General features: G+C 70.3%; 25 protein-coding genes. 17 read left to right on the top strand and 8 right to left on the bottom strand.

Annotated features, from left to right (window positions below; all coding sequences use genetic code 11):
- Positions 1-33 precede the first annotated feature (33 nt).
- The 3 genes from OG852_RS20520 to OG852_RS20510 all read left to right on the top strand — a co-directional run bounded on the left by OG852_RS20520 (position 34) and on the right by OG852_RS20510 (position 4,471).
- Positions 34-1,392: an acetyl-CoA C-acetyltransferase gene (locus OG852_RS20520; RefSeq protein WP_133914750.1), complete on the top strand. Its 1,359-nt coding sequence runs from the start codon at positions 34-36 to the stop codon at positions 1,390-1,392.
- A 260-nt stretch (positions 1,393-1,652) separates the two neighbouring features.
- Entirely contained in the window at positions 1,653-3,578 is a 1,926-nt protein-coding gene (locus tag OG852_RS20515) for an AMP-dependent synthetase/ligase (RefSeq protein ID WP_133914751.1), read from the top strand.
- A gap of 305 nt (positions 3,579-3,883) precedes the next feature.
- Positions 3,884-4,471, top strand: coding sequence for a hypothetical protein (locus OG852_RS20510; RefSeq protein ID WP_330348629.1), 588 nt, complete (start codon positions 3,884-3,886; stop codon positions 4,469-4,471).
- 15 nt (positions 4,472-4,486) lie between these two features.
- Here OG852_RS20510 and OG852_RS20505 read toward each other — a convergent pair whose 3' ends face one another.
- The 3 genes from OG852_RS20505 to OG852_RS20495 are packed head-to-tail and all read right to left on the bottom strand — an operon-like array spanning position 4,487 to position 6,057.
- Positions 4,487-5,011: a GNAT family N-acetyltransferase gene (locus tag OG852_RS20505; protein WP_330348628.1), complete on the bottom strand. Its 525-nt coding sequence runs from the start codon at positions 5,009-5,011 to the stop codon at positions 4,487-4,489.
- Positions 5,012-5,194, bottom strand: coding sequence for a DUF397 domain-containing protein (locus OG852_RS20500; protein WP_330348627.1), 183 nt, complete (start codon positions 5,192-5,194; stop codon positions 5,012-5,014).
- A complete protein-coding gene (locus tag OG852_RS20495; protein ID WP_443064545.1) occupies positions 5,191-6,057 on the bottom strand; it encodes a helix-turn-helix domain-containing protein in 867 nt (288 codons plus the stop codon). Before OG852_RS20495 ends, OG852_RS20500 begins: the two co-directional genes overlap by 4 nt.
- Before the next feature lie 124 nt (positions 6,058-6,181).
- Between OG852_RS20495 and OG852_RS20490 the strand changes: the two genes are divergently transcribed.
- The 4 genes from OG852_RS20490 to chvE all read left to right on the top strand — a co-directional run bounded on the left by OG852_RS20490 (position 6,182) and on the right by chvE (position 9,138).
- Positions 6,182-6,631 (top strand): ATP-binding protein, encoded by a 450-nt coding sequence (locus OG852_RS20490; protein ID WP_443064544.1) that lies wholly within the window; start codon positions 6,182-6,184, stop codon positions 6,629-6,631.
- Positions 6,628-7,197 carry a DUF6817 domain-containing protein gene (locus OG852_RS20485; protein ID WP_330348625.1) on the top strand — a complete coding sequence of 190 codons (570 nt, stop codon included), beginning with the start codon at positions 6,628-6,630 and terminating at the stop codon, positions 7,195-7,197. Before OG852_RS20490 ends, OG852_RS20485 begins: the two co-directional genes overlap by 4 nt.
- A 28-nt stretch (positions 7,198-7,225) precedes the next feature.
- Entirely contained in the window at positions 7,226-7,717 is a 492-nt protein-coding gene (locus OG852_RS20480) for a peptidylprolyl isomerase (RefSeq protein ID WP_133914759.1), read from the top strand.
- 326 nt (positions 7,718-8,043) lie between these two features.
- Positions 8,044-9,138, top strand: a complete 1,095-nt coding sequence (gene chvE / locus OG852_RS20475; protein WP_133914760.1) for a multiple monosaccharide ABC transporter substrate-binding protein — start codon at positions 8,044-8,046, stop codon at positions 9,136-9,138.
- Positions 9,139-9,141: 3 nt separating this feature from the next.
- Here the strand turns inward: chvE and OG852_RS20470 are convergent, their stop codons facing one another.
- Positions 9,142-9,852 carry a class I SAM-dependent methyltransferase gene (locus OG852_RS20470; protein ID WP_133914761.1) on the bottom strand — a complete coding sequence of 237 codons (711 nt, stop codon included), beginning with the start codon at positions 9,850-9,852 and terminating at the stop codon, positions 9,142-9,144.
- Between the two features lie 305 nt (positions 9,853-10,157).
- A complete protein-coding gene (locus OG852_RS20465; protein ID WP_003992177.1) occupies positions 10,158-10,361 on the bottom strand; it encodes a cold-shock protein in 204 nt (67 codons plus the stop codon).
- A 284-nt stretch (positions 10,362-10,645) separates the two neighbouring features.
- Between OG852_RS20465 and OG852_RS20460 the strand changes: the two genes are divergently transcribed.
- From OG852_RS20460 to OG852_RS20440, 5 genes are all read left to right on the top strand, one after another.
- The gene (locus tag OG852_RS20460; protein ID WP_330348624.1) at positions 10,646-11,494 is read left to right on the top strand and encodes a menaquinone biosynthetic enzyme MqnA/MqnD family protein; all 849 of its coding nucleotides are present in this window, start codon (positions 10,646-10,648) and stop codon (positions 11,492-11,494) included.
- Between the two features lie 273 nt (positions 11,495-11,767).
- Positions 11,768-13,426 carry a serine/threonine-protein kinase gene (locus OG852_RS20455; RefSeq protein ID WP_330348623.1) on the top strand — a complete coding sequence of 553 codons (1,659 nt, stop codon included), beginning with the start codon at positions 11,768-11,770 and terminating at the stop codon, positions 13,424-13,426.
- Positions 13,427-13,436: 10 nt separating this feature from the next.
- A complete protein-coding gene (locus OG852_RS20450; RefSeq protein ID WP_330348622.1) occupies positions 13,437-14,465 on the top strand; it encodes an A24 family peptidase in 1,029 nt (342 codons plus the stop codon).
- 73 nt (positions 14,466-14,538) lie between these two features.
- Complete coding sequence (gene mqnC, locus OG852_RS20445; RefSeq protein WP_133914765.1) at positions 14,539-15,738, top strand: cyclic dehypoxanthinyl futalosine synthase; 1,200 nt, start codon at positions 14,539-14,541, stop codon at positions 15,736-15,738.
- Between the two features lie 7 nt (positions 15,739-15,745).
- Complete coding sequence (locus tag OG852_RS20440) at positions 15,746-16,393, top strand: amidohydrolase family protein (protein ID WP_330348621.1); 648 nt, start codon at positions 15,746-15,748, stop codon at positions 16,391-16,393.
- A 76-nt stretch (positions 16,394-16,469) separates the two neighbouring features.
- Here the strand turns inward: OG852_RS20440 and OG852_RS20435 are convergent, their stop codons facing one another.
- Positions 16,470-17,507, bottom strand: a complete 1,038-nt coding sequence (locus OG852_RS20435; RefSeq protein WP_330348620.1) for a chitinase — start codon at positions 17,505-17,507, stop codon at positions 16,470-16,472.
- A 307-nt stretch (positions 17,508-17,814) separates the two neighbouring features.
- Between OG852_RS20435 and OG852_RS20430 the strand changes: the two genes are divergently transcribed.
- The 4 genes from OG852_RS20430 to OG852_RS20415 are packed head-to-tail and all read left to right on the top strand — an operon-like array spanning position 17,815 to position 22,685.
- Positions 17,815-18,207 carry a hypothetical protein gene (locus OG852_RS20430; RefSeq protein WP_133914767.1) on the top strand — a complete coding sequence of 131 codons (393 nt, stop codon included), beginning with the start codon at positions 17,815-17,817 and terminating at the stop codon, positions 18,205-18,207.
- Between the two features lie 19 nt (positions 18,208-18,226).
- Positions 18,227-20,614, top strand: a complete 2,388-nt coding sequence (locus OG852_RS20425; protein WP_330348619.1) for a bifunctional polysaccharide deacetylase/glycosyltransferase family 2 protein — start codon at positions 18,227-18,229, stop codon at positions 20,612-20,614.
- Positions 20,611-21,945 carry an acyltransferase family protein gene (locus OG852_RS20420; protein ID WP_330348618.1) on the top strand — a complete coding sequence of 445 codons (1,335 nt, stop codon included), beginning with the start codon at positions 20,611-20,613 and terminating at the stop codon, positions 21,943-21,945. Before OG852_RS20425 ends, OG852_RS20420 begins: the two co-directional genes overlap by 4 nt.
- 44 nt (positions 21,946-21,989) lie before the next feature.
- Entirely contained in the window at positions 21,990-22,685 is a 696-nt protein-coding gene (locus OG852_RS20415) for a demethylmenaquinone methyltransferase (RefSeq protein WP_133914769.1), read from the top strand.
- 37 nt (positions 22,686-22,722) lie between these two features.
- Here OG852_RS20415 and OG852_RS20410 read toward each other — a convergent pair whose 3' ends face one another.
- Together OG852_RS20410 and OG852_RS20405 are read right to left on the bottom strand one after the other, a co-directional pair.
- Positions 22,723-23,037, bottom strand: a complete 315-nt coding sequence (locus tag OG852_RS20410) for a PASTA domain-containing protein (RefSeq protein ID WP_330348617.1) — start codon at positions 23,035-23,037, stop codon at positions 22,723-22,725.
- A 145-nt stretch (positions 23,038-23,182) separates the two neighbouring features.
- Positions 23,183-23,698: a GNAT family N-acetyltransferase gene (locus OG852_RS20405; protein WP_330348616.1), complete on the bottom strand. Its 516-nt coding sequence runs from the start codon at positions 23,696-23,698 to the stop codon at positions 23,183-23,185.
- A 97-nt stretch (positions 23,699-23,795) separates the two neighbouring features.
- On the opposite strand from OG852_RS20405, the gene OG852_RS20400 reads away from it, so the two are divergent.
- A complete protein-coding gene (locus tag OG852_RS20400) occupies positions 23,796-25,127 on the top strand; it encodes a geranylgeranyl reductase family protein (protein ID WP_133914772.1) in 1,332 nt (443 codons plus the stop codon).
- Positions 25,128-25,208 lie beyond the last annotated feature (81 nt).

The following is a 25,208-nucleotide window of genomic DNA, read 5'->3' as shown; positions in this document are numbered from 1 at the left end:
TAAGTCTAGGTCAAGGGTGAGGAGCAGGTCGAGATGAGTACCCCGGAGCCGTCGAAGGCGAGTACGTCGGAGCCGTCGAAGGTGACCTATCTGAGAGGCGCGCGGAAACCCGCCCACGAACCCCCGCGCGCCCGCCGCGTCGCGGTCCTCGGCGGCAGCCGGACCCCCTTCGCCCGCTCCGACGGCCCGTACGCCACCGCCTCCAACCAGGAGATGCTGACGGCGGCGGTCAACGGCCTCGCCCTCCGCTACGGACTCGACGTGCCCGGCGTCGTCGGCGAGGTGGTGGCCGGCGCCGTCCTCAAGCACAGCCGGGACTTCAACCTCACCCGCGAGACCGTCCTCGGCTCCAGGCTCGACCCGCGCACCCCCGCCTACGACATCCAGCAGGCCTGCGGCACCGGCCTCCAGGCCGTCATCGCCGCCGCCAACAAGATCGCCCTCGGGCAGACCGAGTCGGCGATCGCCGGCGGCGCCGACACCGCCAGCGACGCCCCTCTCGGCGTCAACGACTCGCTCCGCCGCATCCTGCTCCAGGCCCGGCGCGCCCGATCGACCGTCGGCCGCCTCAAGGCGCTCGCGCAGATCCGCCCCGGCCACCTCGTCCCCGACGTCCCGCGCAACGCCGAGCCGCGCACCGGCCTCTCCATGGGCGAGCACGCGGCGGTCACCGCCCGCGCCTGGGGCATCGAGCGCGAGGCCCAGGACGAACTGGCGGCGGCCAGCCACCAGCGCCTGGCGGCCGCGTACGAACGGGGCTTCTTCGGGGATCTGGTCGTCCCGTTCCGCGACCTGACCCGTGATCAGAACCTCCGCCCGGACTCCACCGTGGAGAAACTCGCGGCGCTGAAGCCGGTGTTCGGCACCGACGGCCCCAACCCCACCATGACGGCGGGCAATTCGACGCCGCTCACCGACGGCGCGGCGGTCGTGCTGCTCGCCTCCGAGGAGTGGGCCGAGACCCGGGGCCTGGAACCGCTCGCCTATCTGACCGTGTACGAGACGGCGGCCGTCGACTTCGTCCACGGCGATGTCGGGAAGGGCGAGGACGGCCTGCTGATGGCCCCCGCCCACGCCGTCCCGCGCATGCTGGAGCGGGCCGGCCTCGGGATCGAGGACTTCGACCTGGTGGAGGTCCACGAGGCCTTCGCCTCCCAGGTGCTGGCCACGCTCGCCGCCTGGGAGAAGCAGGGACTGGCCCCGGTGGACCGGGACAAGCTCAACGTCGCCGGCTCCTCCCTCGCCACCGGGCACCCCTTCGCGGCCACCGGCGCCCGGATCGTGGCGACCCTGGCGAAGCTGCTCGCCGAACGGGGCGTCCCCGGACGGGGGTTGATATCCATCTGTGCGGCGGGCGGGCAGGGCGTCACGGCCGTGCTCGAACGCCCCTGATCAGAGGCCGGAAACCGGGCCGAACCGGCGGTCGGGGCGGGAACCTGAACCCCTGTCACACAACCCCCGAGATTGCACAGCCCTGACCCCGGATCATCCCCGAACCCGCACAAGCCCCCCACGCCAACGCCGTACGATCCCCTACCTAACCGTCGGTAACCCCTTTCTTCGGGGCCTTACCGGTGAACGCCTCCATACCCGAGGCACGTACGTCTTTGCAGCAAGCAGTTCTTTCGCGCTGCACGCCAAGGGAGCCGCCCGTGTCCACGCCCTACGCCACCTCGACCGACTTCGCCGACGCTCCCCCCGCCCTCGTGGAACCGGAGACGCGCCGGCTGGACGGTGTCGTACGGGAAGCCGCCGTACCGGCGTTCGCCCAGCCGGTCACCCACGGCTCGCTCGCCGAGCTGCCCTACGACAACGCCTCCGCCGCCCCGCAGGCCGTGGTCCTCAGCCGCAAGGAGCAGGACGGCACCTGGACCGACATCACGGCGGAACGCTTCGCCGCCCAGGTGCACGCGGTGGCCAAGGGACTGATCGCGGAAGGGCTGATGCCGGGCGACCGGATCGCCATCATGGCCCGTACGACGTACGAGTGGACGCTGCTCGACTTCGCCGCCTGGGCGGCCGGCCTGGTCACCGTCCCCATCTACCCGACCTCCTCCGTCTTCCAGACCCGCTGGATCCTCCAGGACTCCGGCGCGGTCGCCCTCGTCACCGAGACCCTCGGCCAGGCCGCAGCCCTCGGACCCGAGCGCGACCGGCTGCCCGACCTCCAGCACATGTGGGTGATGGAGAAGGGCCACGTCGACCGGCTGGGCGAGGCCGGCGTCCACGTCCCCGACGGCGAAGTCGCCGTCCGGCGCGGGGTGCTGGGACCCGACACCCTCGCCACCCTCATCTACACCTCCGGCACCACCGGCCGCCCCAAGGGCTGCGCGCTCACCCACGGCAACTTCTTCGCCGAGGTCGACAACGCGATCGAACTCCTCTACCCCGTCTTCAAGGCGCAGGACGGCTCAAAAGCCGACGAACTCTCCGTCCTGCTCTTCCTCCCCATGTCCCATGTCTTCGGCCGGATGGTGGCGATCGCCTGCATCCGCGCCCGGGTCCGCCTCGGCCACGCCCCGAGCCTGAAGGCCGACGAACTCCTCCCGGACCTCGCCGCCTTCAGACCCACCTGTCTCCTCTCCATCCCCTACATGCTGGAGAAGGTCTTCAACACGGCCCGGGCGAAGGCCGAGGCGGGCGGCCGCCTCACCACCTTCGACCGGGCCGTCTCCGTCGCCCGCCGCTACGGCGAGGCCGTCGAGGCCCAGAAGACCGGCACCGGCTCCGGCCCCGGCGCCGCCCTGCGCGCCGCCCGCACCTTCTACGACCCGCTCGTCTACCGCCGGATCCGCGCCGCGATGGGCGGCCGGGTCCGCCACGCCATCTGCGGCGGCTCCCCGCTGGGCCGCCGGCTGTCCTCCTTCTACCTCGGCGCGGGCATCGAGATCTACGAGGGCTACGGCCTCACGGAGACGACGGGCGCCTCCACGGTGACCCCACCCCTCAAACCCCGCCTCGGCACGGTCGGCTGGCCGCTCCCCGGCACGAAGATCCGCATAGCCGCCGACGGCGAGATCCTCATCGCCGGCGACCACGTCCTGCGCGGCTACTGGGACCCGGCGGCGGGCGGAGTCGTCCCCGCCGCCCCCGACGGCTGGCTGCCGACCGGCGACATAGGCGAACTCGACGACGAGGGCTACCTGACCATCACCGGCCGCAAAAAGGAAATGATCATCACGGCGGGCGGCAAGAGCGTGGCCCCGGCCCCCCTGGAGAACTGGCTGCGCTCCCACCCCCTGATCTCCCAGGCCCTGGTCCTCGGCGACGACCGGCCCTATGTCTCCGCGCTCCTCACCCTCGACCCCGACGGCCTCACCCACTGGCGCACCATGAACGGCAAACACCCCGTGCCGGCGGAGCTGTTGATCGGCGACGAGGAACTCAACGCCGTACTCCAGCGCGCGATCGACGAGGCCAACAAACTCGTCTCCCGCCCGGAGTCGATCCGCCGCTTCACCGTCCTCCCGGTGGACTTCACCGAGACGGCCGGCCACCTCACCCCCTCGATGAAACTCCGCCGCGAGACGATCCTGCGGGACTTCTCGGAACAGGTGGAGGGGTTGTACGCGCAGTAGGACGCTCGCGGCCCCAGGGGCGCTCGCACCGACGCGGACCGGGTTCAGGGGCACCCGGTGCGGCCAAAGTGCGCCCGGCGCCCGACCCGCTCCCGGTCCAGCCCGGCGGCCTCGGAGAAGACGTCCAGGACCCGGTGGGCGGCCTCGCGCAGAGCACCGGGGTCGGACCCCGGCCTCCCCTTCCCGCTCGACGGGTCTGCCGGACGAACTCCTTCGGAAGCGGTTCAGGAAAGGCCCATGATTCAGGAAAGATCGTTGACCGTCGTCCGGAGGCGCGGTGGGATCGGCCTTTTGAGGAGGACATGTTGAAAACCACCGTTTCCTGCAGAGCGGCGCTCGTCGCCGCCGTCGGCATCCTGGGCGTGGGCTCCCACCCTGCCGCGGCCTCCGCGTCGACCACCGCCGCGTACACCTGCCGGTACGGCGCCGTGACGGCCTCCGACGCGGCCGGATCCGCGGTACCCACCGCACAGCGGGCCGGGGTGGCCCTGCACGCCCGCATCCGGGTGCACAACACCGAGAAGGTGAAGCTGACCAAGGCCACCGTCGTCTTCGCCCTCGGCAACCTCATGAAGAACCGGGGCCCGGCGCCCCTCGTCCAGTGGCGCGTCGGCACCGGTCACTGGCACAAGGCCGGGCTGCACTGGAACCCGAAGACCAACGGCTCGCTGCCGCTGTGGAACTCCTCCGCCCTGCCCCTCGGCACGATCCCCGCGAAGGGCACCGTCACCACCGAGTTCTCCGTCACCTTCCCCAAGAAGTCCATCAAGGCGGTCAACTACGACTTCCTCGATTTCCACAGCACGGGCTGCGGCGCGACCCGCCTCGGCTGGTACGACGGCAACGGCTTCGCGTACTGGCCGCAGCACGGCACTCCGGGCAAGCCGGTGTAGCCGGAGGTCTCGTGGTCAGAACCGCGGCACGTCGTCGCGCAGCACGGCGTACGACACCACGTCACGCCATCGGCCGTCCCGGAAGACCGCGCTGCGGGCCAGACCTTCGCGGATGAAGCCGGCCTTCTCCAGGGCGCGTTGCTCGGCGAGGTTCTCCGACTCGGTGTCGGCCTCGATCCGCACCACGGGGGTGTGGGCGAAGAGGTAGTGGATCAGCAGGCGCTGGGCCTCGGTGCCGATCCCGCGGCCCTGGGCCTCCGGCAGCAGCTGGGCGCCTATGCTCCAGCAGGAGGAGGCGGGCCCGGTGACCACCTTGCGCCAGGCGACGAAACCGAGCCGGTCGTCGCCCGCGGCCACCATCAGCTGCCCGCCGTCGGGAGAGAGCAGCCCGTTCTCCGCCCAGCCCCGTCGGAAGCGCCCCGGATCGGCCCAGCCGAACCACGAGAACGGCCCTGCGGCCTCGGGATCGGTCAGGAACCGCTCCAGCACCGGCAGATCGCCCTCACCCACGGGACACAGTCGCACGACCTTGGGCGGCATCTACTTCCTCACGTGCGGGAGGAACTCGGTCCAGGCGGTGGGGGAGAGGGAGAGGACCGGCCCGTCGAGGTTCTTGGAGTCGCGGATGCGGATGGTGTGGGGGGAGGGGGCGACTTCGAGGCATTCGCCGCCCTCGCCACCGCTGTAGCTGGACTTGAACCAGGCCAGGTTCTCGCTGTTCATAGCTCCTCCAGCTTCTTCTCGATCAACTCCCGTGACTCACCGGGCGGGTGCGCCATTGCCCGCATGATCCCATAGCGTTCGGCGATCCTCCGGACTTCCAAGAGGTCAGTGATCAAACGGGGGTAGCCCTGGACCTCTACGTATGCCACCTGCGGATGCTTCATCGGCGTCAGCAAGTTGAACGCACCGTCCATGTTGGGATGGCCGAAGGCGGTGCTCGGCATCACCTGAATCACCACGTTGCGCATACGGCCAATGTGCAGCAACTGCTCCAACTGTGCTGCCTGGACCTGTCGGCCTCCGATGCGACGGTCCAGCACAGCCTCTTCGAGTACGTAGCTGACGACTGGCGCGGGCCGACGGTCCAAGATCTGTTGACGGTCCAACCGGTCGGCGACGCGTTTCTCGACGGTCTCCTCATCCATCAGCGGCCGCCGATGGGAGAACACCGCCAGCGCGTACTCCCGAGTCTGCAATAGCCCCGGCACGCCTTGGTTGGCGTAGAAGTGCAGCTCAGCTGCGTCCGCCTCCAACGCCGCGTAACTCCGATACCACTCCGGATGCCGAGTCCGAACCTTCGCCATCGCCTCCCTCAGTTCAGGGACGGCCTGGAGCAGCAGACCCCCGGCCTCCAGCAACTCGTCCGCCTTCTCCAGCACTTCCGGTCGGATGGTCCGTACGCCCCGTTCCATCGCCGAGATGGCGTCCGGCCCGTATCCGACCATCTCGCCGAAGTCCTTCTGCGTGAACCCCTTCCGCTCCCGCAACAGCTTCAGCATCTTGCCCAGCGCCGTCAGCAGCCCTGTCGTGCCGTCGGCCTCGGCCGGGGTCTCCGGCCTGCGCTCCTCGGTCACCTGCCGCACCGCCTTCACTCGCTCGCAGGGAGGGACGACGCCCCGTACGCGAAGCCCGCCGCAGCCGTACGACTACACAGAGTCGCCAGGTCGCCCCTGGCCAGGGTAAGGACAAGGCGCCAGGCTCAGTCGGGTGAACTCGGAAATCTCCACCCGGATCCCCACCCCGATCTCTCCCCTGGGGGAGATGACCCTGCGGCTCAGCTCCACCCCGCGCGGGGCCCGACTCGCGAGGCGGCTCACGCAGCGGCAGCTCGTGGAGTGGGGCCACCCGTACGACGGTGAGGCCAACCGCAGGGCTCAGCAGATCGTCGCCGAACTCGCCGCCAACGCCGTCACCCACGGCCGCGTCCCCGGCCGGGACTTCGAGCTGCGGCTGCTGCTCGCCGCCGAGGACGCCCTGCGGATCGAGGTGAGCGACGCACGGGGTGACCGCGGGCTGCGGATCGTGCGGGAGCCGGACGCAGAGGGGGGCCGCGGCCTGATCGTCGTCACCGTCCTGGCCACCGCCTGGGGCGTCACCGCGCGCGACGTGGGGAAGACCGTGTGGGCGGAACTGACCCTGCCGGGAGGGACGACATGACGGACGACGCAGCCGCAGCCGTGCGCACCGAACGCGCCGAGGCCTTCCTCGTCGGCCTCGGTGCCGAAGGCATGGCGCACCCCGGCGGCACCCTCCTCGCCCATCTGCGGCGGGTGCGGGACAGGCTCGCCGGCTGGGGTGCCCCGGCCGGCCTCCAGCTGACGGGCCTGTGTCACGCCGCCTACGGCACAGACGGCTTCCCGCACCCCCTGCTGCCGCTGGAGCGCCGAGGCGAGCTCGTCGAGGCGATCGGGTCCGAGGCCGAGGCCGACGTGTATCTGTACGCCTCCTGCGACCGCGAAGCCACCTATCCCACCCTGAGCGGTCCGGGCGCCCCGTTCCGTGATCGCTTCACCGGAGTCACCCACACCCCCGCCACGGCCTCGCTCGCCGGGTTCGCCGAGGTCACCGTCGCCAACGAGCTGGACCTCGCCGCCCAGGACCGGGCCTTCCGGGAGCGGTGGGGCGGGGAGCTGCTCGCCCTGTTCGAGCGGTTCGGCACCCTGCTGGGCCCGGCCGCCCGGGAGGACTGCCGGGCCGTACTGGGGCCCGCCGATTACCAATAGGCGGGGGAAGCGAGGAATTATGGGCCCCATGAGCGACAACGTTTACTTCGACATCACCATCAACGACGAGCCCGCCGGGCGCATCGTCTTCAAGCTGTACGACGACGTCGTGCCCAAGACCGCCCGCAACTTCCGCGAGCTGGCCACCGGCGAGCACGGCTACGGCTACGCCGGTTCCTCCTTCCACCGCGTCATCCCGGCCTTCATGCTCCAGGGCGGCGACTTCACCCGCGGGGACGGCACCGGCGGCAAGAGCATCTACGGCGAGAAGTTCGAGGACGAGAACTTCCAGCTCAAGCACACCCGTCCCGGCCTGCTCAGCATGGCCAACGCCGGCCCCGGCACCAACGGCTCGCAGTTCTTCATCACCACCATCGTGACCTCCTGGCTGGACGGCAAGCACGTCGTCTTCGGCGAGGTCGTCGAGGGCATGGACCTCGTGAAGAAGATCGAGGGTCTCGGCAGCCAGTCCGGCCGCACCTCGGCCAAGATCACCATCTCGGCCTCCGGCACCGTCTGAGACGAGCGCCACATCTGAGACGCCTGAGGCTCATGAGGCCTCTGGGACTTCTGAGACACCTGCTGTGAGCTGCGGCGGGCGGACTCCCGACACCGGGACCCGCCCGCCGCAGCCGTTTACGGCCGTTCCCCCTGTCGCGCCTTTCTGTAACCGTTCGAGTTCACCCCGTTGACACCCTCCCCACCCGCTCCTAGGGTCACGCCAACATTTTTTCGATCAGGTGACGGTATTTCGAACACGTGAAAGGTGAGTGTCCCCGCCGCTGCCTCGCCTGCATCTGATGTGCCGTCATCTCTCAACGACGAGAAGAACAAGGAACGATCAGCATGCGCAACCGACGATCCGCTCTGGCCGCCCTCGCCGGAGCGGCCTCCGCCTTAACTCTGTCCGCCTGTGGACAGTTGAGCGGGGGCAGCTCCGGGAACGGCTCGAAGGGCGGCACCATCGGCATCGCCATGCCGACCCGGACCTCGGAGCGCTGGCTCACCGAGGGCAAGAGCATGGTCAAGGACCTCAAGCACCAGGGCTACCAGACCCAGCTCGTCTACGGTGACGACGACCCGGACACCCAGGTGGCGCAGATCGCGAACCTGGTCAAGCAGGGCGTCGACGCGCTGATCATCGCGGCGATCGACAACAAGTCGCTGAACGGCGTGCTCAAGCAGGCCGCCGCCGCGAAGATCCCGGTGATCTCGTACGACCGGCTCATCCTCGGTACCGAGAACGTGGACTACTACGTCTCCTTCGACAACGAGCAGGTCGGCCGGCTCGAGGCCCGCTACATCATCGAGAAGCTCGGCCTGGAGGACGGCAAGGGCCCGTTCACCATCGAACTGTTCGCCGGATCCCCCGACGACAACAACACCAAGTACTTCTTCGAGGGCGCGATGGCGCTGCTCCAGCCGTACCTGGACAGCAAGAAGCTGGTCGTCCGCTCCGGCCAGACCACGCTGGCGAAGGTCACCACCCTGCGCTGGGACGGACCCACCGCGCAGAAGCGGATGAGCGGCATCCTCTCCCAGTCCTACGTCGGCGAGCGTCTCGACGCGGTTCTGTCGCCGTACGACGGGATCTCCATCGGCGTGCTGGCCGCGCTGAAGTCGTACGGCTACGGCACCGGCAGCAAGCCCTATCCGATCGTCACCGGGCAGGACGCCGAACTTGCCTCGGTGAAGTCGATCATCAAGGGCGAGCAGTCGCAGACGGTCTACAAGGACGTGCGCCAGCTCGGCGAGGTCGCGTCGGACATGGTCGACGCGATCCTCAGCGGCAGGACGCCGAGACTGAACAACAGAAGGGACTACAACAACGGCGTGAAGCCCGTGCCCGCCTATCTGCTCCAGCCCACGAGCGTGGACAAGTCCAACTACGAGTACGTCCTGGTCGCGGGCGGCTTCTACACCGCCGCCGAGCTGAAGTAGCCGTCAGCCGGCCTCGGCCGGCTTTCGCAGGATCAGGAAGGCGTGCGGGGTCGTCTCGCCGCCGGCGGTGTCCGGCTCCCGTACCGTGCACGACAACGGGACGAAGCCGGCCGCCGTCAGCAGCTCGGTCATCGGCTCCGGGCGCCTGCGGAGGAAGTCCAGGGCCACCGGGTGGCCCCAGGGCCGATCGTGGTGCCGGGGCTCGTCACCGACCTGGAAGCCGAGGAAGAGGGGGCTTCCGGGGGCGAGGACGCGGTGGAACTCGGCGAAGAGGGCGGGCAGCTCCTCCAGCGGGGTGTGGATGGAGGAGTAGAAGGAGACCACCCCGGCGAGCCGCCCGTCGGGCAGGTCCAGCTTCAGCATCGAGCCCTGTGCGAAGCGGATCCCCGGGTTCTCGCGGCGCGCGATCGCGAGCATCGACGCCGACAGGTCCAGCCCGAACACGTCGAGCCCCCGCCCGGCGAGGAACCCCGTCACCCGCCCGGGCCCGCACCCCAGGTCCGCCACGCGGCCCCCGGGGGCGACCAGCTCGGCGTACGCCGTCAGCAGGGCCCGCTCCAGCGGCCTGGCCGCCATCTCGTCGCGGTAGCGCTCGGCGTAGTCCTCGGCGATGGCGTCGTAGAAGGTGCGGGTGGCGGTGACGAAGGCGGGGCCGGCGGAGGCGGTGGTGTCGTCGGTGGGGGTGATCCCGGTCGTGTCGGTGGTGTCGGTCATGGGCGGGGACCTTAGCCAACACGACTGACAACGACGTCGCCCCGGCATCGCTTTCCGGCCGGTTCCGCTGCTGCCCGCGGCACTGCGGCGGCCGGGGAGATCACCCCGTGCACCACCCGGACGAGTGAGCGTCGCGGGCGAATGGCCGTGGCGGGCCGACGGGGGGCGAGGGGGGCGAGGGGCGGCCGGAGCGGAGAGCTCTGGAATTCACCGGAAATTCACCGGGAAAGGCAGGAGCCCCGTGCCGGCTGGCGCGGGGCTCCTTGGGTACTGCTTTCAGATTGCGATCACAGGTGGCGAGATCGTCACACGGGGGTGACGTTCTCCGCCTGCGGACCCTTCGGGCCCTGCGTCACGTCGAAGGAGACCTGCTGGTTCTCCTCGAGAGAACGGAAACCCGAGGCGTTGATCGCGGAGTAGTGGACGAAGACGTCGGGGCCGCCGCCTTCCTGGGCGATGAAGCCAAAGCCCTTTTCGGCGTTGAACCACTTCACGGTTCCGGTAGCCATAAGCCCTCCTTGGGCCCAAAGGGTTGCCCTGCTCCAGAACCTGCAAGGTGAAAGCAGTGCCGCACAATGCATACGTCTGAAAATGTCAAGAGCCCGCGGTTACATGCTCCGCAGGCTCTGTACTGCAAGGGAAACCAAACTGCAACTTGCGGCGAGCCTAGCATGTGGGCAGCCGAAAGCAATAGGGGTCAAGATCACGTCACCCGGATGTTTGAACATCCCGTGAAGGGGTTGACCCGGGGGTCGGAGTCCGAAGCGTACTCCACCGGGGCTAGTCTCGCGATGTGGACAATTCTCGCACCCGGCCGCGCGTAGGCCACATCCAGTTCCTGAACTGCCTGCCCCTGTACTGGGGGCTCGCGAGAACGGGCACCCTCCTCGACTTCGAGCTCACCAAGGACACCCCGGAGAAGCTCAGCGAGAAGCTGGTGCGAGGGGACCTCGACATCGGGCCCATCACCCTGGTCGAGTTCCTCCGCAACGCCGACGACCTGGTCGCCTTCCCCGACATCGCGGTCGGCTGCGACGGCCCGGTCATGTCCTGCGTGATCGTCTCGCAGGTCCCGCTGGAGGAGCTGGACGGGGCACGGGTCGCCCTCGGCTCCACCTCCCGCACCTCCGTGCGCCTGGCCCAGCTCCTGCTGGCGGACCGTTTCGGCGTACGGCCCGACTACTACACGTGTCCGCCCGACCTCAGCCTGATGATGCAGGAGGCGGAGGCGGCCGTCCTGATCGGCGACGCGGCGCTGCGGGCCAACCTGCTCGACGGCCCGCGCTACGGCCTTCAGGTGCACGACCTCGGCGCGCTCTGGAAGGAGTGGACCGGGCTGCCGTTCGTCTTCGCCGTCTGGGCGGCCCGCCGGGACTATCTGGACCGGCAGCCGGTCATCACCCGCGAGGTCCATCAGGCCTTCCTCGCCTCCCGCAACCTCTCCCTGGAGGAGGTCGGCAAGGTCGCCGAGCAGGCGGCCCGCTGGGAGGAGTTCGACGAGCGGGTCCTGGAGCGGTACTTCACCACGCTCGACTTCCGCTTCGGCACCCCCCAGCTCAACGCGGTCGCGGAGTTCGCCCGCCGGGTGGGACCGACCACGGGCTTCCCGGCGGACGTGAAGGTGGATCTGCTGGGGCCGTGAGCGGCCGGCCGGGGCACCGGCGGGTCACTGGTCGATGTCGAAGGCCTCCACGGTGGCCGGCTGGGTGTTCCCGTCCTGGCCGCCGATCGCGTCCACACACGTGGCTTCCCCCCCTTGGGGCCGCGGGTCTTCTCAGGATCTTCACGGTTGCCCTGTCCTTCCGTACCGGCGACTGTTCGTCAGGATCGGTGCCAGCATTGCCCCGGGTGTTGTCAGAGCCGGACGATGAATCGCTTGTGCGACCCAATGCGCAGGCGGGGGAAGGGGAACGGCATGCAGCCGCTCGGAGCCGACGAATCCACGGCCGTCGGGCCCTACCGGCTGCTCGGCCGGCTCGGCTCCGGCGGGATGGGCCGGGTCTATCTGGGCCGCAGCGCGGGGGGCCGTACGGTCGCCGTGAAGATCGTGCATCCGCACCTCGCCCTCGACGAGGAGTTCCGCGCCCGCTTCCGGCGCGAGGTGGAGGCCGCCCGGCGGGTCGGCGGCGCCTGGACCGCGCCGGTGCTCGACGCGGACCCGGAGGCGGCCGTGCCCTGGGTCGCCACGGCCTACGCGGCGGGCCCCTCGCTGGCCGCGGCCGTCGCCGCCCACGGCCCCCTGCCCGAGCGCACCGTACGGGCGCTGGGCGCGGGGCTCGCGGAGGCGCTGGCGGCCGTGCACGAACTGGGGCTGGTGCACCGGGACGTGAAGCCCTCCAACGTGCTGCTCACCGTGGACGGCCCGCTGCTCATCGACTTCGGCATCGCGCGCGCGACGGACGGCACGGCCTCGCTCACCTCGACCGGCGTCTCCGTCGGCTCCCCCGGATACATGGCCCCGGAGCAGATCCTCGGCCAGGGCGTCTCCGGCGCGGCCGACGTCTTCTCCTTCGGCGCGGTGCTGGCGTACGCGGCGACCGGTGAACCGCCCTTCCCCGGCGACTCGTCGGCCGCGCTGCTCTACAAGGTCGTCCATGAGGAGCCCGCGCTCGGGGCGTTGGAGCCGGGGCCGCTGCGGGAGGTCGTCGAGGGCTGTCTGGCCAAGGACCCGTCGGCCCGGCCGGCCCCCGCCGAACTGGCCCGGCGGCTCGCTCCGGAGGGCGCGGCACGGCTGGTGGCGGGCGGGTGGCTGCCGGGGGCGCTGGTGGAACAGGTCGGGCGGAGCGCCGTACAGCTGCTGAACCTGGAGGCGACGGGCGCGGAGGTCGCGGCTTCCGGGCCGGTGGGGTTCAGCCGGGTGGCGGTGGCGGCGGAGCAGCCGGTGGCCGCGGGGGAGTTCGGGCCGCCGCCGGTGATGGACGCGGTCCCGGTGACTCCGGCGGACACGCCCGTTCCGCGGCAGGGCGGCGACGACGGGCGCCCCGGGAAGGTGTCCGTCACCGTGTCGGCCGCGGCGGCGCCGGGGGAGGGCGGGCGCGGACGGCGGCTGAGCTGCACCGTCGCGCTGTCGGTCGCGGCCGCGCTGGCCGCGGTGACGGTCGGCTCGGTGTTCGTTCTCGACCTGCTGCCGGGTGGCGGCGACGCGAACTCGGACGCCGGGAGCGGCGCGCACTCGGCGGTGCCGACGGCCGCGTCGAGCGCCGTCGACGGCGAGGCGACCGGCGCCCTCCCGGCCCGCTACGTCGGCACCTGGGAGGGCGAGGGCACCGGGCTCGGCGGCACGCTCCCCATGGGCACCTTCCGGGTGACCCTGCGGCAGGCCGCCGTGGGCGGGAAACTGGGCGAACTGCGGCAGACCGATGTGCTGGGCGGGGTCTGCGTCGACGAGCTGACGCTGAAGAAGGTGACGGCGAAGGAGGTCGTCGCCGGCTCGGTGGGCGCGAAGTCGAACCACTCCGGCTGCAACCCCACCCCCCACACGATCCGCTTCACCCCGACCGGCGACGACCTCACCTACACGTCGGACAGCAGCGCGGAGGGCAACCCGACGGCCCGCCTGGCCAAGGTCGGGTAGGAGACGGCCGATGACCTCGCTCACCGCACCCCCCGGCACCCTCACCCTGGTCACCGTCGCCGCGGTGTGGGGCGTCCTCGCGGGAGCCCTTCTGCCGCGCCCCGCCTACCGATTCTCGGTCCGGCCGGAGCAGGCGGCGGACGGCTGGCGCGGCACCTGCCCGGCGGGACACCCGCTGCGCGGCTGGCTCGGCCGGGCCCGCTGCGGCACCTGCGCCACCCCCGCCGGCCCGGCGCACGCGGAGGAGTGCGGCCGCCGCGCAATCCTCGCCCCCGGCACCCCACCCCCGACCGCCGGCCGGCTCGCACCGACGCCGCCCACTCCTTCGTCCCCGACGCCGTCCACTCCGTCGGCGCCGACGTCGTCCACTTCTTCGTCCCTGACGCCGTCCACTCCGTCGGCGCCGACGTCGTCCACTTCTTCGTCCCTGACGCCGTCCACCCCGTCGGCCTCGACGCAGCCCACTTCTTCGTCACCGACGCCGTCCACTCCGTCGTACGGTCCTGGCGCCCTGCTGCTCCCCACGGTCACCGCCCTCCTCTGCGCGGCGCTCGCCGCGGCCACCGGTGTCCGCCCGGAACTGGCCGTATGGCTGCTGCTGGCCCCGGTCGGCGTTCTGCTGGCCGTCGTGGACATACGGGTCCAGCGGCTGCCCGACCCCCTCACCCTGCCCCTCGCGGCCGCCGCCCTGGCCCTCCTCGGCGCGGCCGCCGTGCTGCCCGAGCACGCCGGACGCTGGACGACGGCCCTCCTGGGCTCGCTGGCCCTGGCCGCCGGCCATCTCCTCCTGCACCTCGTCAACCCCGGCGGTCTGGCCTTCGGCGATGTGAAACTGGCCCTGGGCACCGGTGCCGTCCTCGGCTGGTACGGCTGGCCCACCCTCATGCTGGGCACCTTCGCCGCCTTCCTCCTCGGCGCCCTCTACGGCATCACCCTCACCCTCCTCGGCCGCGCCACCCGCCACTCCACCGTCCCCTTCGGCCCCTTCATGCTCACGGGAGCCTTCCTGGGGCTGTTGATCGGCGCGTACGCGGCCTGAGGTGAGGTGCGGGAAAACGCTGGCGTAGGCTGGTTCGGTCCGTACACAACCCTTGACGAAAGGGACGCTTCCGGTGACCGAGAAGGCCGACCTCCAGTCTGTGCTCGACCGTGCTGCCGAGGGCGGGCGGATCACCCCGGAGGAGGCGCTCGACCTCTACCGCGACGCGCCCCTGCACGCTCTGGGCGCCGCCGCCGACGCCGTACGCCGCCGTAAGTACGCCGGGACCGAGCACATCGCGACGTACATCATCGAGCGGAACATCAACTACACGAACGTGTGTGTCACGGCGTGCAAGTTCTGCGCCTTCTACGCCGCCCCCAAGGACACGGCGAAGGGCTGGACCCGCGACCTCGACGACATCCTGCGCCGCTGCGCCGAGACCGTCGAACTCGGCGGCACCCAGATCATGTTCCAGGGCGGCCACCACCCCGACTACGGCGTCGAGTACTACGAGAAGCACTTCTCCGCCATCAAGGAGGCCTACCCCCAGCTCGTGATCCACTCGCTGGGCGCCTCCGAGGTCGAGCACATGGCCCGGATCTCCGGCGTGTCGGTCGAGGAGGCCATCAGCCGCATTCACGCGGCCGGTCTCGACTCCTTCGCCGGCGCCGGCGCGGAACTGCTGCCCGCGCGGCCCCGCAAGGCCATCGCGCCCCTGAAGGAGTCCGGCGAGCGCTGGCTGGAGATCATGGAGACCGCGCACGGGCTGGGCGTCGAGTCCACGTCCACCATGCTCATGGGCACCGGCGAGACCAACGCCGAGCGGATCGAGCACCTGCGGATGATCCGTGACGTACAGGACCGGACGGGTGGCTTCCGGGCCTTCATCCCGTACACCTACCAGCCCGAGAACAACCATCTGAAGGGCCGCACGCAGGCGACCCTCTTCGAGTACCTGCGGATGATCGCCATCGCGCGCCTCTTCATGGACAACATCCAGCACATCCAGGGCTCCTGGCTCACCACCGGCAAGGAGGTGGGCCAGCTCTCCCTGCACTACGGCGCGGACGACCTCGGCTCGATCATGCTGGAGGAGAACGTCGTCTCCTCGGCCGGCGCCAAGCACCGCTCCAACCGGCTGGAGATCATCGACCTGATCCGCAAGGCGGGCCGTGTCCCCGCCCAGCGGTCCACCACCTACGAGCACCTCGTCGTCCACGACGACCCCGCCAACGACCCCGTCGACGAGCGTGTGATGTCTCACATCTCCTCGACCGCCATCGAAGGCGGCACGGCCCACCCCGAGTTGAAGCTGCTCGCTTCCAACTAGGGCCGCGTTGCTGACGATTCACACCGCCGGCCTGCTGGTGTTCGGTGATCCCGAGCGGCCTTCCCTGCCCGACGGCGCGATCCTGGTCGAGGGCAGGGAGATCGCGGCCGTCGGCCCGTACGAGGAGCTGGCGGACGCGCGTCCGACCGCCCGTGTCCGGCGCTGGCCCGGGCTCCTCGCCCCCGGGCTGCTGAACCCGTACGGTCCCGAACTCCTCGAACGGGCCTACCATCCGGACCCGCGCGAGGCCGACGAACTCGGCACCGAGCCGCTCACCGGCGCGGCCCTCGCGGCCCTGCCGATGACCGACGCCCGCTGGGGCGCGAGCGCGCGGCGGGGCGTACAGCGGCTGCTGGCACACGGGACCGTGGCGGTCGCCGGGAATCTGCGGCGGCCCGCCGTGGTGGACGCCGTACGCCGGGCGGGGGTGAGCGTCGAGGAGCGGTTCGCGGACCCCGCGGGCCCGCCGAGCCTTGACCCGCTGGCCGGACGGAGCCTGGCCGAGACCGCCCTGATGCCCCTGCTCCCGCTCGCCGGCCTGCCCGCCACCTTCACGGTCTTCGACGCGGAGAACGAGGAGACACTGACGACCATGGGCGCGACCTGCTGCGTGGCAACGGTGATCGGGGGCAGATTGCTGTACCGGTCCAGGTGAGTTCCTGGGGGCGCGGGGAACCGCGCGACCAACCACGACGCACCCGCACCCGGCGTACGACAGAACCTCCCACCCCCTACCCCGAGAACGCCTCCCCGAATGCCCCCGAACTCTGCGAAACCCCACTGCAATTGGTCAACGCGTCATCCGTGTCCGTCCCGTCCTCACACTGCTGATCCCGAAACGTCGCCCACATCGACACCCACGCGACCCCCTTCTCCTCCGCGAACTCCCGCACCTCGGCCGCGTCCGCGAGCGAGAACGTCTCGCCGTCCACGTCATTCGTACCGATCATCGACGTGAGCGCCATCCCCTTCCACGCCGTCTCGTCCGACGTCCCGAAGACCTCCCGCAACTGCTCATGCGCCGCCTTCGCCGAGGTGATCGCGTACGCCCCCATGTCCCCCGCGTACGACTCGCCGTAGTTCATCGTCATCAGATTGACCGTGGAGACCTGCACGTCGTACTTGTTCGCGGACTCCAGCAGCGCGAGCCCGTCGTCGTCGAGCCCGGACGGCATCACCGGCAGGGTGAAGGAGACCTCCAGATCCGACCGCTCCTCCTGGAGCAGCGCGATCGCCTTCGAGCGCAGGGCGACCGAGCCGGAGTCGGTCAGCTCGTCACCCTCGATGTCGAAGTCGGCCTGGCCGGAGCCGGCCGCGTCCAGGGCCGCGCCGTACGCCTTCGCCAGCGCCGACGCGCTGTCGCAGGTCGACGCCAGCTCCTTGCCGGAGGCCCCGCCGAAGGAGACCCGGACCGTGGCGCCGGAATCGGTCAGCGCCGAGATACGGGACGACACCGCCGAGTCGTCGACGGCCTCCGTCCCGTTCCACTCCGGCGTGCAACTGCTGTCGTCGGAGATGACGAAGGCCAGGTTGTACGTCGCCGGCGAGCCCGCGGAGTCGTTGTCGTCGGCCTCCGTCGCACTGACGTACGGCGCGTAGGCGGTACGGGAGGACGTCTCCTCCGAGGCGCTCGCCGACGGGGACGACGAGCTGCGATCGGGCGGCTCGGGCGCCGCGTCCGATGTGCCGTCGGACCCCGCGGAGCATCCCGCCGTGGCCAGGGCAAACAGGCAACTGAGCCCCGCCATCGGCTTCAGGAAACTCCTCATGTGACATGCACCCGCTCTCGTGATTTGTGTCTCAGGGGAAAATAGGAGTACGTATTCCAAGCGAAAATGTCTCACATGAAGCCGCACAAATTCTGGACAGTGAACGTACAGGGGCCTCACGGACACGGCACGGCAAAAACGGACAATCACCCCCCGAAGAGGGGCATTCAACCCTCCCCCATCGAGGGCTCCCCGCGCAGGCTTTCTGAGAGACTCTCAGGAAAGAGACAGGTTAAGGGATTTCTCATGGGTCTCTCACATGGATTTCCGGGTTCCCGGCACATAAAGACTCCCTAATATCCGGGGAATGCATTCCGAGTCTTCCGAGCCTGCCGTCGATAGTCATGACGCCGTTCGCGGTCGCCGTCGCAAACGCGGGGGCAACGCCGCCGACGGCCCCGTGTTCGTGGACAACTCCGGACGCAGGTCCAAGCTGCTGCGGCGCGTCGGCATCCTCCTGGGTGTCGGCTGCCTCGCCTACGCGACCGTCCTCGGCGCCGCCTTCATGGGCTGGGGCACCTCGCTCACGCCGTCCTCGCTGCTGCCGTTCGGCGGAGGCGGCCAGAACCGGCAGGGCCCCACGGGCGGCATCCGCCCCAACGGGGGCGTGGGCTACGAGGTGGGCGCGCCGGGCGGCGCCGGCCGCTCCTCGCTGCCCACCGGCACCGCCTCCCCGTCCGCCTCCGCCTCCGCCAACTGACGGGACCGCCACCACCGCCATGACCACGACGACACCCTCCCGCGGGCGCCGCCGCGCCCCCACCCGTATGAAGCGGGCGGCGGGCAAGGCCGCGGCGCTGCAGAAACCGCGCGTCATCCTCGCCCTGCTGCTCCTGCTCGCGCTGACCAGCGTGATGCTGCTCGACGGTTATCTGCGCGCCGAGGTCGGCGGCGACCAGCGCGTGCGCACCGGCGCCGGCTCCAGCAAGGTCCCGGACAAGGTCCTCGACGGCGGCCCGATCCTCACCTTCCGGGGCGGCCAGGCGACGACCGTGTCCGTCCCGGACAAGACGATCGCGCTCACCTTCGACGACGGCCCCAACCCGACCTGGACGCCGAAGGTCCTGGAGATCCTCGAGGAGTACGACGTACCCGGCACGTTCTTCGTGGTCGGCTCGATGGTCTCCCGCTACCCGAGCATCGTGAAGACGATGGTCGAGCAGGGCAACGAGGTGGGCATCCACACCTTCACCCACGTCGACCTCTCCTACCAGAGCGACGCCCGCGTCAACCGCGAGATGGAGCAGACCCAGCTCGCGCTCGCGGGCGCGGCCGGCATCACCACCACGCTCTTCCGCGCCCCCTACTCCTCCGAGACCGACGCCATCGACAACTACAGCTGGCCCGTCTACCAGGAGCTCGGCGCGGACGGCTACACCAGCGTCTTCGTCGACACCGACAGCGACGACTGGAAGAAGCCGGGCGTCTCGAAGATCATCAAGTGGGCCACGCCGGACGACGACGAGGGCGCCTCCGTGCTGTTCCACGACGCGGGCGGCGAGCGGTCGCAGACCATCAAGGCGCTGCCGACGTACATCAAGAAGATGAAGGCGAAGGGGTACACCTTCACCACCATCAGCGGTGTGCTGGAGGAGCAGAACGGCGGCGGCGCGAACGCGAGCGGCGAGAACACCGCGGGCCGGCAGGCGTCCGGCTCCGCTGCGGGGGCCGCGGCGGGGCAGCGAGCGAACGGTCAGCAGCCCGGTGGCGCGCCGAACGGCGAGGGCACCGGGAGCGGGTACGGCATCGGGAACGGCAACGCCGGGAGCGGCGGTTCGGCGGCGGTCCGCAACCCCCTCCAGGCCGCCCACCGCGAGGCCACCGGGGTCACCCTCTACGAGGGCAAGGCCCTGATCGGGGCGGTCGCCCTGGCCGAGTGGACGGTCCCGGCGCTGTCGGTGGGGCTGATGGTCGTGGGCGTGGCCGTCATGGGCCGGTTCGGGATGATGCTCATCCTCGCCCGCCGTCACTACCGGCTGCGCAACAAACGCCGCTTCAGCTGGGGGCCGACGGTCACCCGGCCGGTGAGTGTGATCGTCCCGGCGTACAACGAGAAGGAGTGCATCGCCAACACCCTGCGGTCGCTGGCGCAGAGCACCCACCCGATCGAGATCATCGTGGTCGACGACGGTTCGACGGACGGCACGTCGGAGATCGCGCGTGACGCGGCCGCCTCACTCGGCATGACCAACGTCCGGGTCATCCGGCAGGAGAACGCCGGCAAGCCCGCCGCCCTCAACAACGGTGTGCGCAACGCCAGTTACGACATCGTCATCATGATGGACGGCGACACCGTCTTCGAGCCGGACGCCGTGCACCAGCTGGTGCAGCCGTTCGCGGACCCGAAGGTCGGCGCGGTCGCCGGCAACGCGAAGGTCGGCAACCGCAACACCGTCATCGGCGCCTGGCAGCACATCGAGTACGTGATGGGCTTCAACCTCGACCGCCGGATGTACGACCTGCTGCGCTGCATGCCCACCATCCCCGGTGCGATCGGCGCGTTCCGCCGGGACGCCGTGCTGGAGGTCGGCGGCATGAGCGAGGACACCCTCGCCGAGGACACCGACATCACCATCGCCATGCACCGCGCGGGGTGGCAGGTCGTCTACCAGGAGCACGCCAAGGCCTGGACCGAGGCGCCCGGCTCGCTCAAGCAGCTCTGGTCCCAGCGCTACCGCTGGTCCTACGGCACCATGCAGGCCCTCTGGAAGCACCGCAAGTCCCTGACCGACAAGGGCCCCTCGGGCCGCTTCGGCCGGGTCGGCATGCCGCTGGTGGTCCTCTTCCAGATCATCACGCCTGTCTTCGCCCCGCTGATCGACGTCTTCACCGTCTACTCGATGATCTTCGTCGACTTCCAGGCGGCCCTGCTGGCCTGGCTCGCGGTCCTCGCCATCCAGCTCGGCTGCGCTGCGTACGCCTTCCACCTGGACAAGGAGCGGTACCGCTACCTGCTGATGATGCCGCTCCAGCAGCTCGCCTACCGCCAGATGATGTACCTCGTCCTCATCCACTCCTGCATCACCGCCCTCACCGGCGGCCGCCTCCGCTGGCAGAAACTGAAGCGGACCGGCGAGGTCGGCACCCCGGCAGGGGTGAGCGGATGAGCTGGGAACAGCAACAGGCGTACGGGTACGACCAGCAGCAGTACGGCTACGGCTACGGCTACGACCACGGGCAGCAGCCGCAGTACCCGTACGCCTACGAGGAGCCGCAGTACGGGCCGCAGTACGGGCCTCAGTACGGGCCTCAGTACGGGCCCCAGTACGCCGAGTACGCCCAGCCGGTGGAGGCGATGGCTCCGCTGCCCGTGGTGGAACCGGAGCCGGTTCCGGAGCCGGCTTCGGAGCTGGGGCCGGCGGCTGTCGCTGAGGCGGGTGCCGCCGAGGAGACCGAGCCCGCGGCCCCCGCCAGGGACCGGTACTTCGACACGCTCAGAGCCCTGGCCCTGATCAGGGTCGTCACCTATCACACCTTCGGCTGGGCCTGGGCCGGCATGGTCTTCCCCTCCATGGGGATCATGTTCGGCCTGGCCGGCACCCTCATGGCCAAGTCCCTGGAGCGCCCGGCCCCGAAGGTGATCAGGAGCCGGCTCCGCCGCCTCCTTCCGCCCTTCTGGTTCTGGGGCGTCTTCGTCGTCCTGGCGATGCTGATCCACGACTGGATGCCGAACTGGGAGATCGTCTACTGGGTCGTCCCGCTGGGCGACCCGCCGGGCAACGCCTGGGGCGAGCAGGCCTGGGAGATCCTCTGGTACCTGCGCACCTACCTCTGGTTCGTCCTGGTCTCCCCCCTCCTGCTGAGGGCGTTCCGGCTGGCCCCCCTCCCGGTCCTCGCGCTCTCCCTCGCGCCGATCCTGGTCCTGAACTTCGTCTGGGCGGGCCCGGACAACCGCTTCGGCAGCGCCCTGTGGGACCTGTCGACGTACCTCTTCTGCTGGATGCTCGGCTTCGCGCACCGCGACGGCGTGCTCCAGAAGCTGAAGCCGGCCCTCGTCGTCGTGCTCTCGCTCGCCGCGGTCGGCTTCGGCGGCTGGTACGCCTTCGCGCACCAGGCGGACTTCGGCACCTACGACCTCGACGAGAACCCCCTCGCGCAGGCCTTCTGGTCGGCGGGCTGTGTGCTCCTGCTGATGTGGGCGAAGTCGTACTTCGGCATCGACTTCGCGTGGCTGACCCGCTTGCGCCGTACGAACCGGATCGTCACCGTCTTCAACGCGCGCGCGGTCACGATCTACCTCTGGCACGAGATCGCCCTGATCCTCGCCGTCCCGCTGATCGACCGGTTCTGGAACGTCCCGGCCTTCGAGACGTACCTGCCGCTGGACAGCCAGTGGTTCATGTTCGGCATCGGCTGGGTGCTGATCGGGCTCTTCGTGCTGCTGGCCGGGTGGGTGGAGGACGTGGCGGCGAAGAAGAGGCCGAGGCTGCTGCCCTGAGGGTGTGCTGCGGCCCGCCGGAGCCGTGCTGCAAGAATGGCGAGGTGACCCGCGCTTCCCTGAACAAGCAGCCCCACGAAGTCGCCTCGATGTTCGACCGCGTGGCGGAACGGTACGACCTGACGAACGACGTGCTGTCCCTCGGTCAGGACCGCAGATGGCGCAAGGAGGTCGCGAAGGCGGTCGACGCCCGCCCGGCGCAGAAGGTCCTGGACCTCGCCGCGGGCACGGCCACCTCCTCCCTGCCGTTCGCGCAGACGGGGGCCTACGTCGTCCCCTGCGACTTCTCCCTCGGCATGCTCCAGGTCGGCAAGAAGAAGCACACCTGGCTGCCGTTCACCGCCGGGGACGCCACGCGGCTGCCGTTCAAGGACGACACCTTCGACGCCGTCACCATCTCCTTCGGCCTGCGCAACGTGCAGGACACCGAGGCGGCCCTGCGCGAGATGTACCGGGTGACCCGGCCCGGCGGACGCGTCGTGATCTGCGAGTTCTCGCACCCGACCTGGGCGCCCTTCCGCACGGTCTACACCGAGTACCTGATGCGCGCCCTGCCCCCGGTGGCCCGCGCGGTCTCCTCGAACCCGGACGCGTACGTCTATCTCGCCGAGTCCATCCGCGCCTGGCCCGACCAGCCCGCGCTCGCCGAACTGCTGCGCAAGGCCGGCTGGTCCCAGGTCGCCTGGCGCAACCTCACCGGCGGCGTGGTGACCCTGCACCGCGGCTTCAAGCAGGCCTGAGCGGGCCAGGGCTCCCTCAGGGGGCGGCCGGGTTCCGTCAGAGCACGAGGGGCTCGAAGGGGTCCTTGGGCCGGTCCAGCTCGCGCTCCAGCCCGCCTCCGCCCGGTCTTGGCACACGAGGCTCCCGTACGCCCGCGCCTCCACCGCCCTCGCCCTCGGCGAAGTCGAACCACACGGTGACGACGGCCCCGCGCGGCACCTCCACCCCGGGCGGCGGGTATTGCCGTACGACGTAGTCGACGACGGCCCGGTGGAAGTCGGGCCGGTCCGGAGAGGCCAGCAGCACGCCCTGTGCCGTGGCCGTCTCGCGCGCGTCCACGGCCATCAGGCCGACGAGCCGTGGCACACGCACATCGGGTGTTTTGGGTGGTATGAGCACAGATGTCACCCCCAGCGGTACTGGAAGGGTAACCGCACAGGTGTGCCGTCCGGAAGCGCTGAGTGTCCATCCGTGACTTTTCGCTACCCAGCGTCACCAGGGCCGGGGCGGGACGGCGTCAGCGGGGCTGGAGGTCCAGCCGGTAGCAGTGCCCCTCCCGTTCCGACTGCGGCGTCGTGAAGACCTCCGCGAGCCGCATGCCCAGGCGCCGGGTGACGGCGATCGAGCGCGCGTTGCCCGCGTCCACCATGGCCACCACCGTCGGCACGCCCACCGCCCGCACCCGCTCCAGCGTCATCTGCGCGGCCGCCGTGACGTACCCCTTCCCCCAGTGCTCCCGCCCGAGCCGCCACCCGATCTCGATCTCCCCCTTGGGGCCCCAGTCCGACGGCCACGGCTGCGCGCCCGTGAAGCCGATGACCCGGTCGTCGCGGTCCAGCATGGTCCACAGACAGAAGCCGTGCTCGGCGTCGTGCCGGCGCTGGCGGGCGGTGAGCTCCTCGTACGCGGAGAGTTCGGCGGACCTGCGGCCGTGGAACTCCATGACCTCCGGGTGGTCGAAGACCCGGTGCCACGCGACCGCGTCCTCGTCCGTGGGGACACGCAGCCGTACGACGGGGAGAGCTCGGTTCACGGGGCAGCCCTTCAGCCGGGTGATCAATTCTGCTGAATAGACTGCCCATGTCCAGTGCCGGTCGGCACGCAGATTACGAACTTGGGGAGATCCCGCCGTGACCGTCGAGACCGAGCCCCACTCCGAGTCCGCCCCCGAGTCCGCCTCCGAGTCGCTCTCCGCGAACACCGCCGACGTCATCGTCGTCGGCGCGGGGCCGGCCGGCTCCACGACCGCGTACTACCTCGCCAAGGCCGGACTCGACGTACTCCTGCTGGAGAAGACCGAGTTCCCGCGCGAGAAGGTCTGCGGCGACGGTCTCACCCCACGCGCCACCAAGCAGCTCGTGGCCATGGGCATCGACATCTCCGAAGAGGCCGGCTGGCTGCGCAACAAGGGCCTGAGGATCATCGGCGGCGGAGTGCGGCTCCAGCTCGACTGGCCGGATCTGGCCTCCTTCCCGGACTACGGCCTCGTCCGCAAGCGCGACGACTTCGACGAGCAGCTCGCCCGCCAGGCCCAGAAGGCCGGGGCCCGGCTGTACGAGCGCTGCAACGTCGGCGCCCCGATCGTCGACGACCGCACCGGCCGGATCACCGGCGTGCACGCCAAGCTGGGCGAGGACAAGCGCGAAGTCACCTTCCACGCCCCGCTGGTGGTCGCCGCCGACGGCAACTCCACCCGGCTGTCCCTGGCGATGGGCCTGCACCGCCGCGAGGACCGCCCCATGGGCGTCGCGGTCCGCACCTACTTCACCTCCCCGCGCCACGACGACGACTACCTGGAGTCCTGGCTGGAGCTGTGGGACCGCCGCGGCCCGGGCGAGGACCGCCTCCTGCCCGGCTACGGCTGGATCTTCGGCATGGGCGACGGGACGAGCAACGTGGGGCTGGGCGTCCTCAACACCTCCGACTCCTTCAAGGAACTCGACTGGCGCGAGGTCCTCAAGGCCTGGTGCGCGTCGATGCCGGAGGACTGGGGCTACACCCCCGAAAACATGACCGGCCCGATCCGCGGCGCGGCCCTGCCCATGGCCTTCAACCGCAAGCCCCACTACACCAAGGGCCTGTTGCTCGTCGGCGACGCCGGCGGCCTGGTCAACCCCTTCAACGGGGAGGGCATCGCCTACGCCATGGAGTCCGGGCAGATCGCGGCCGACGTCATCGTCCAGGCCCACGCCCGCGCCACCCCCGGCCAGCGCGAACTCGCCCTGCAGCGCTACCCGCGGATCCTCGCCGACACCTACGGCGGCTACTACACGCTCGGCCGCGCCTTCGTGAAGCTCATCGGCAACCCGAAGGTCATGAAGATCGCCACCCAGCGCGGTCTGACCCACCCGATGCTGATGAAGTTCACGCTGAAGATGCTCGCCAACCTCACCGACCCCACGGGCGGCGACGCGATGGACCGCATCATCAACGGCCTGAGCAAGGTGGCCCCGAAGGCCTGACGGCGTTCCCGGACGGCGTTCCCGGACGGCGTTCCAGGACGACGCGAAGGGCCGCTGCCCCCGAGCGGCTGCGGCCCTTAC

It is taken from the genome of Streptomyces sp. NBC_00582 (genome assembly GCF_036345155.1).
Classification (GTDB): domain Bacteria; phylum Actinomycetota; class Actinomycetes; order Streptomycetales; family Streptomycetaceae; genus Streptomyces.
The sequence above is the reverse complement of the archived record's forward strand: the minus strand, read 5'-3'. Positions and strand labels throughout refer to the sequence as shown.

Bases quoted from the DNA above. Each gene is read 5' to 3' on its own strand.
- OG852_RS20520 (WP_133914750.1), top strand. From the start codon at position 34: ATGAGTACCCCGGAGCCGTCGAAGGCGAGTACGTCGGAGCCGTCGAAG.
- OG852_RS20505 (WP_330348628.1), bottom strand. From the start codon at position 5,011: ATGCCGCCCAAGGTCGTGCGACTGTGTCCCGTGGGTGAGGGCGATCTG.
- OG852_RS20500 (WP_330348627.1), bottom strand. From the start codon at position 5,194: ATGAACAGCGAGAACCTGGCCTGGTTCAAGTCCAGCTACAGCGGTGGC.
- OG852_RS20485 (WP_330348625.1), top strand. From the start codon at position 6,628: ATGACGGACGACGCAGCCGCAGCCGTGCGCACCGAACGCGCCGAGGCC.
- OG852_RS20480 (WP_133914759.1), top strand. From the start codon at position 7,226: ATGAGCGACAACGTTTACTTCGACATCACCATCAACGACGAGCCCGCC.
- chvE (WP_133914760.1), top strand. From the start codon at position 8,044: ATGCGCAACCGACGATCCGCTCTGGCCGCCCTCGCCGGAGCGGCCTCC.
- OG852_RS20470 (WP_133914761.1), bottom strand. From the start codon at position 9,852: ATGACCGACACCACCGACACGACCGGGATCACCCCCACCGACGACACC.
- OG852_RS20465 (WP_003992177.1), bottom strand. From the start codon at position 10,361: ATGGCTACCGGAACCGTGAAGTGGTTCAACGCCGAAAAGGGCTTTGGC.
- OG852_RS20455 (WP_330348623.1), top strand. From the start codon at position 11,768: ATGCAGCCGCTCGGAGCCGACGAATCCACGGCCGTCGGGCCCTACCGG.
- OG852_RS20450 (WP_330348622.1), top strand. From the start codon at position 13,437: ATGACCTCGCTCACCGCACCCCCCGGCACCCTCACCCTGGTCACCGTC.
- OG852_RS20435 (WP_330348620.1), bottom strand. From the start codon at position 17,507: ATGAGGAGTTTCCTGAAGCCGATGGCGGGGCTCAGTTGCCTGTTTGCC.
- OG852_RS20430 (WP_133914767.1), top strand. From the start codon at position 17,815: ATGCATTCCGAGTCTTCCGAGCCTGCCGTCGATAGTCATGACGCCGTT.
- OG852_RS20425 (WP_330348619.1), top strand. From the start codon at position 18,227: ATGACCACGACGACACCCTCCCGCGGGCGCCGCCGCGCCCCCACCCGT.
- OG852_RS20420 (WP_330348618.1), top strand. From the start codon at position 20,611: ATGAGCTGGGAACAGCAACAGGCGTACGGGTACGACCAGCAGCAGTAC.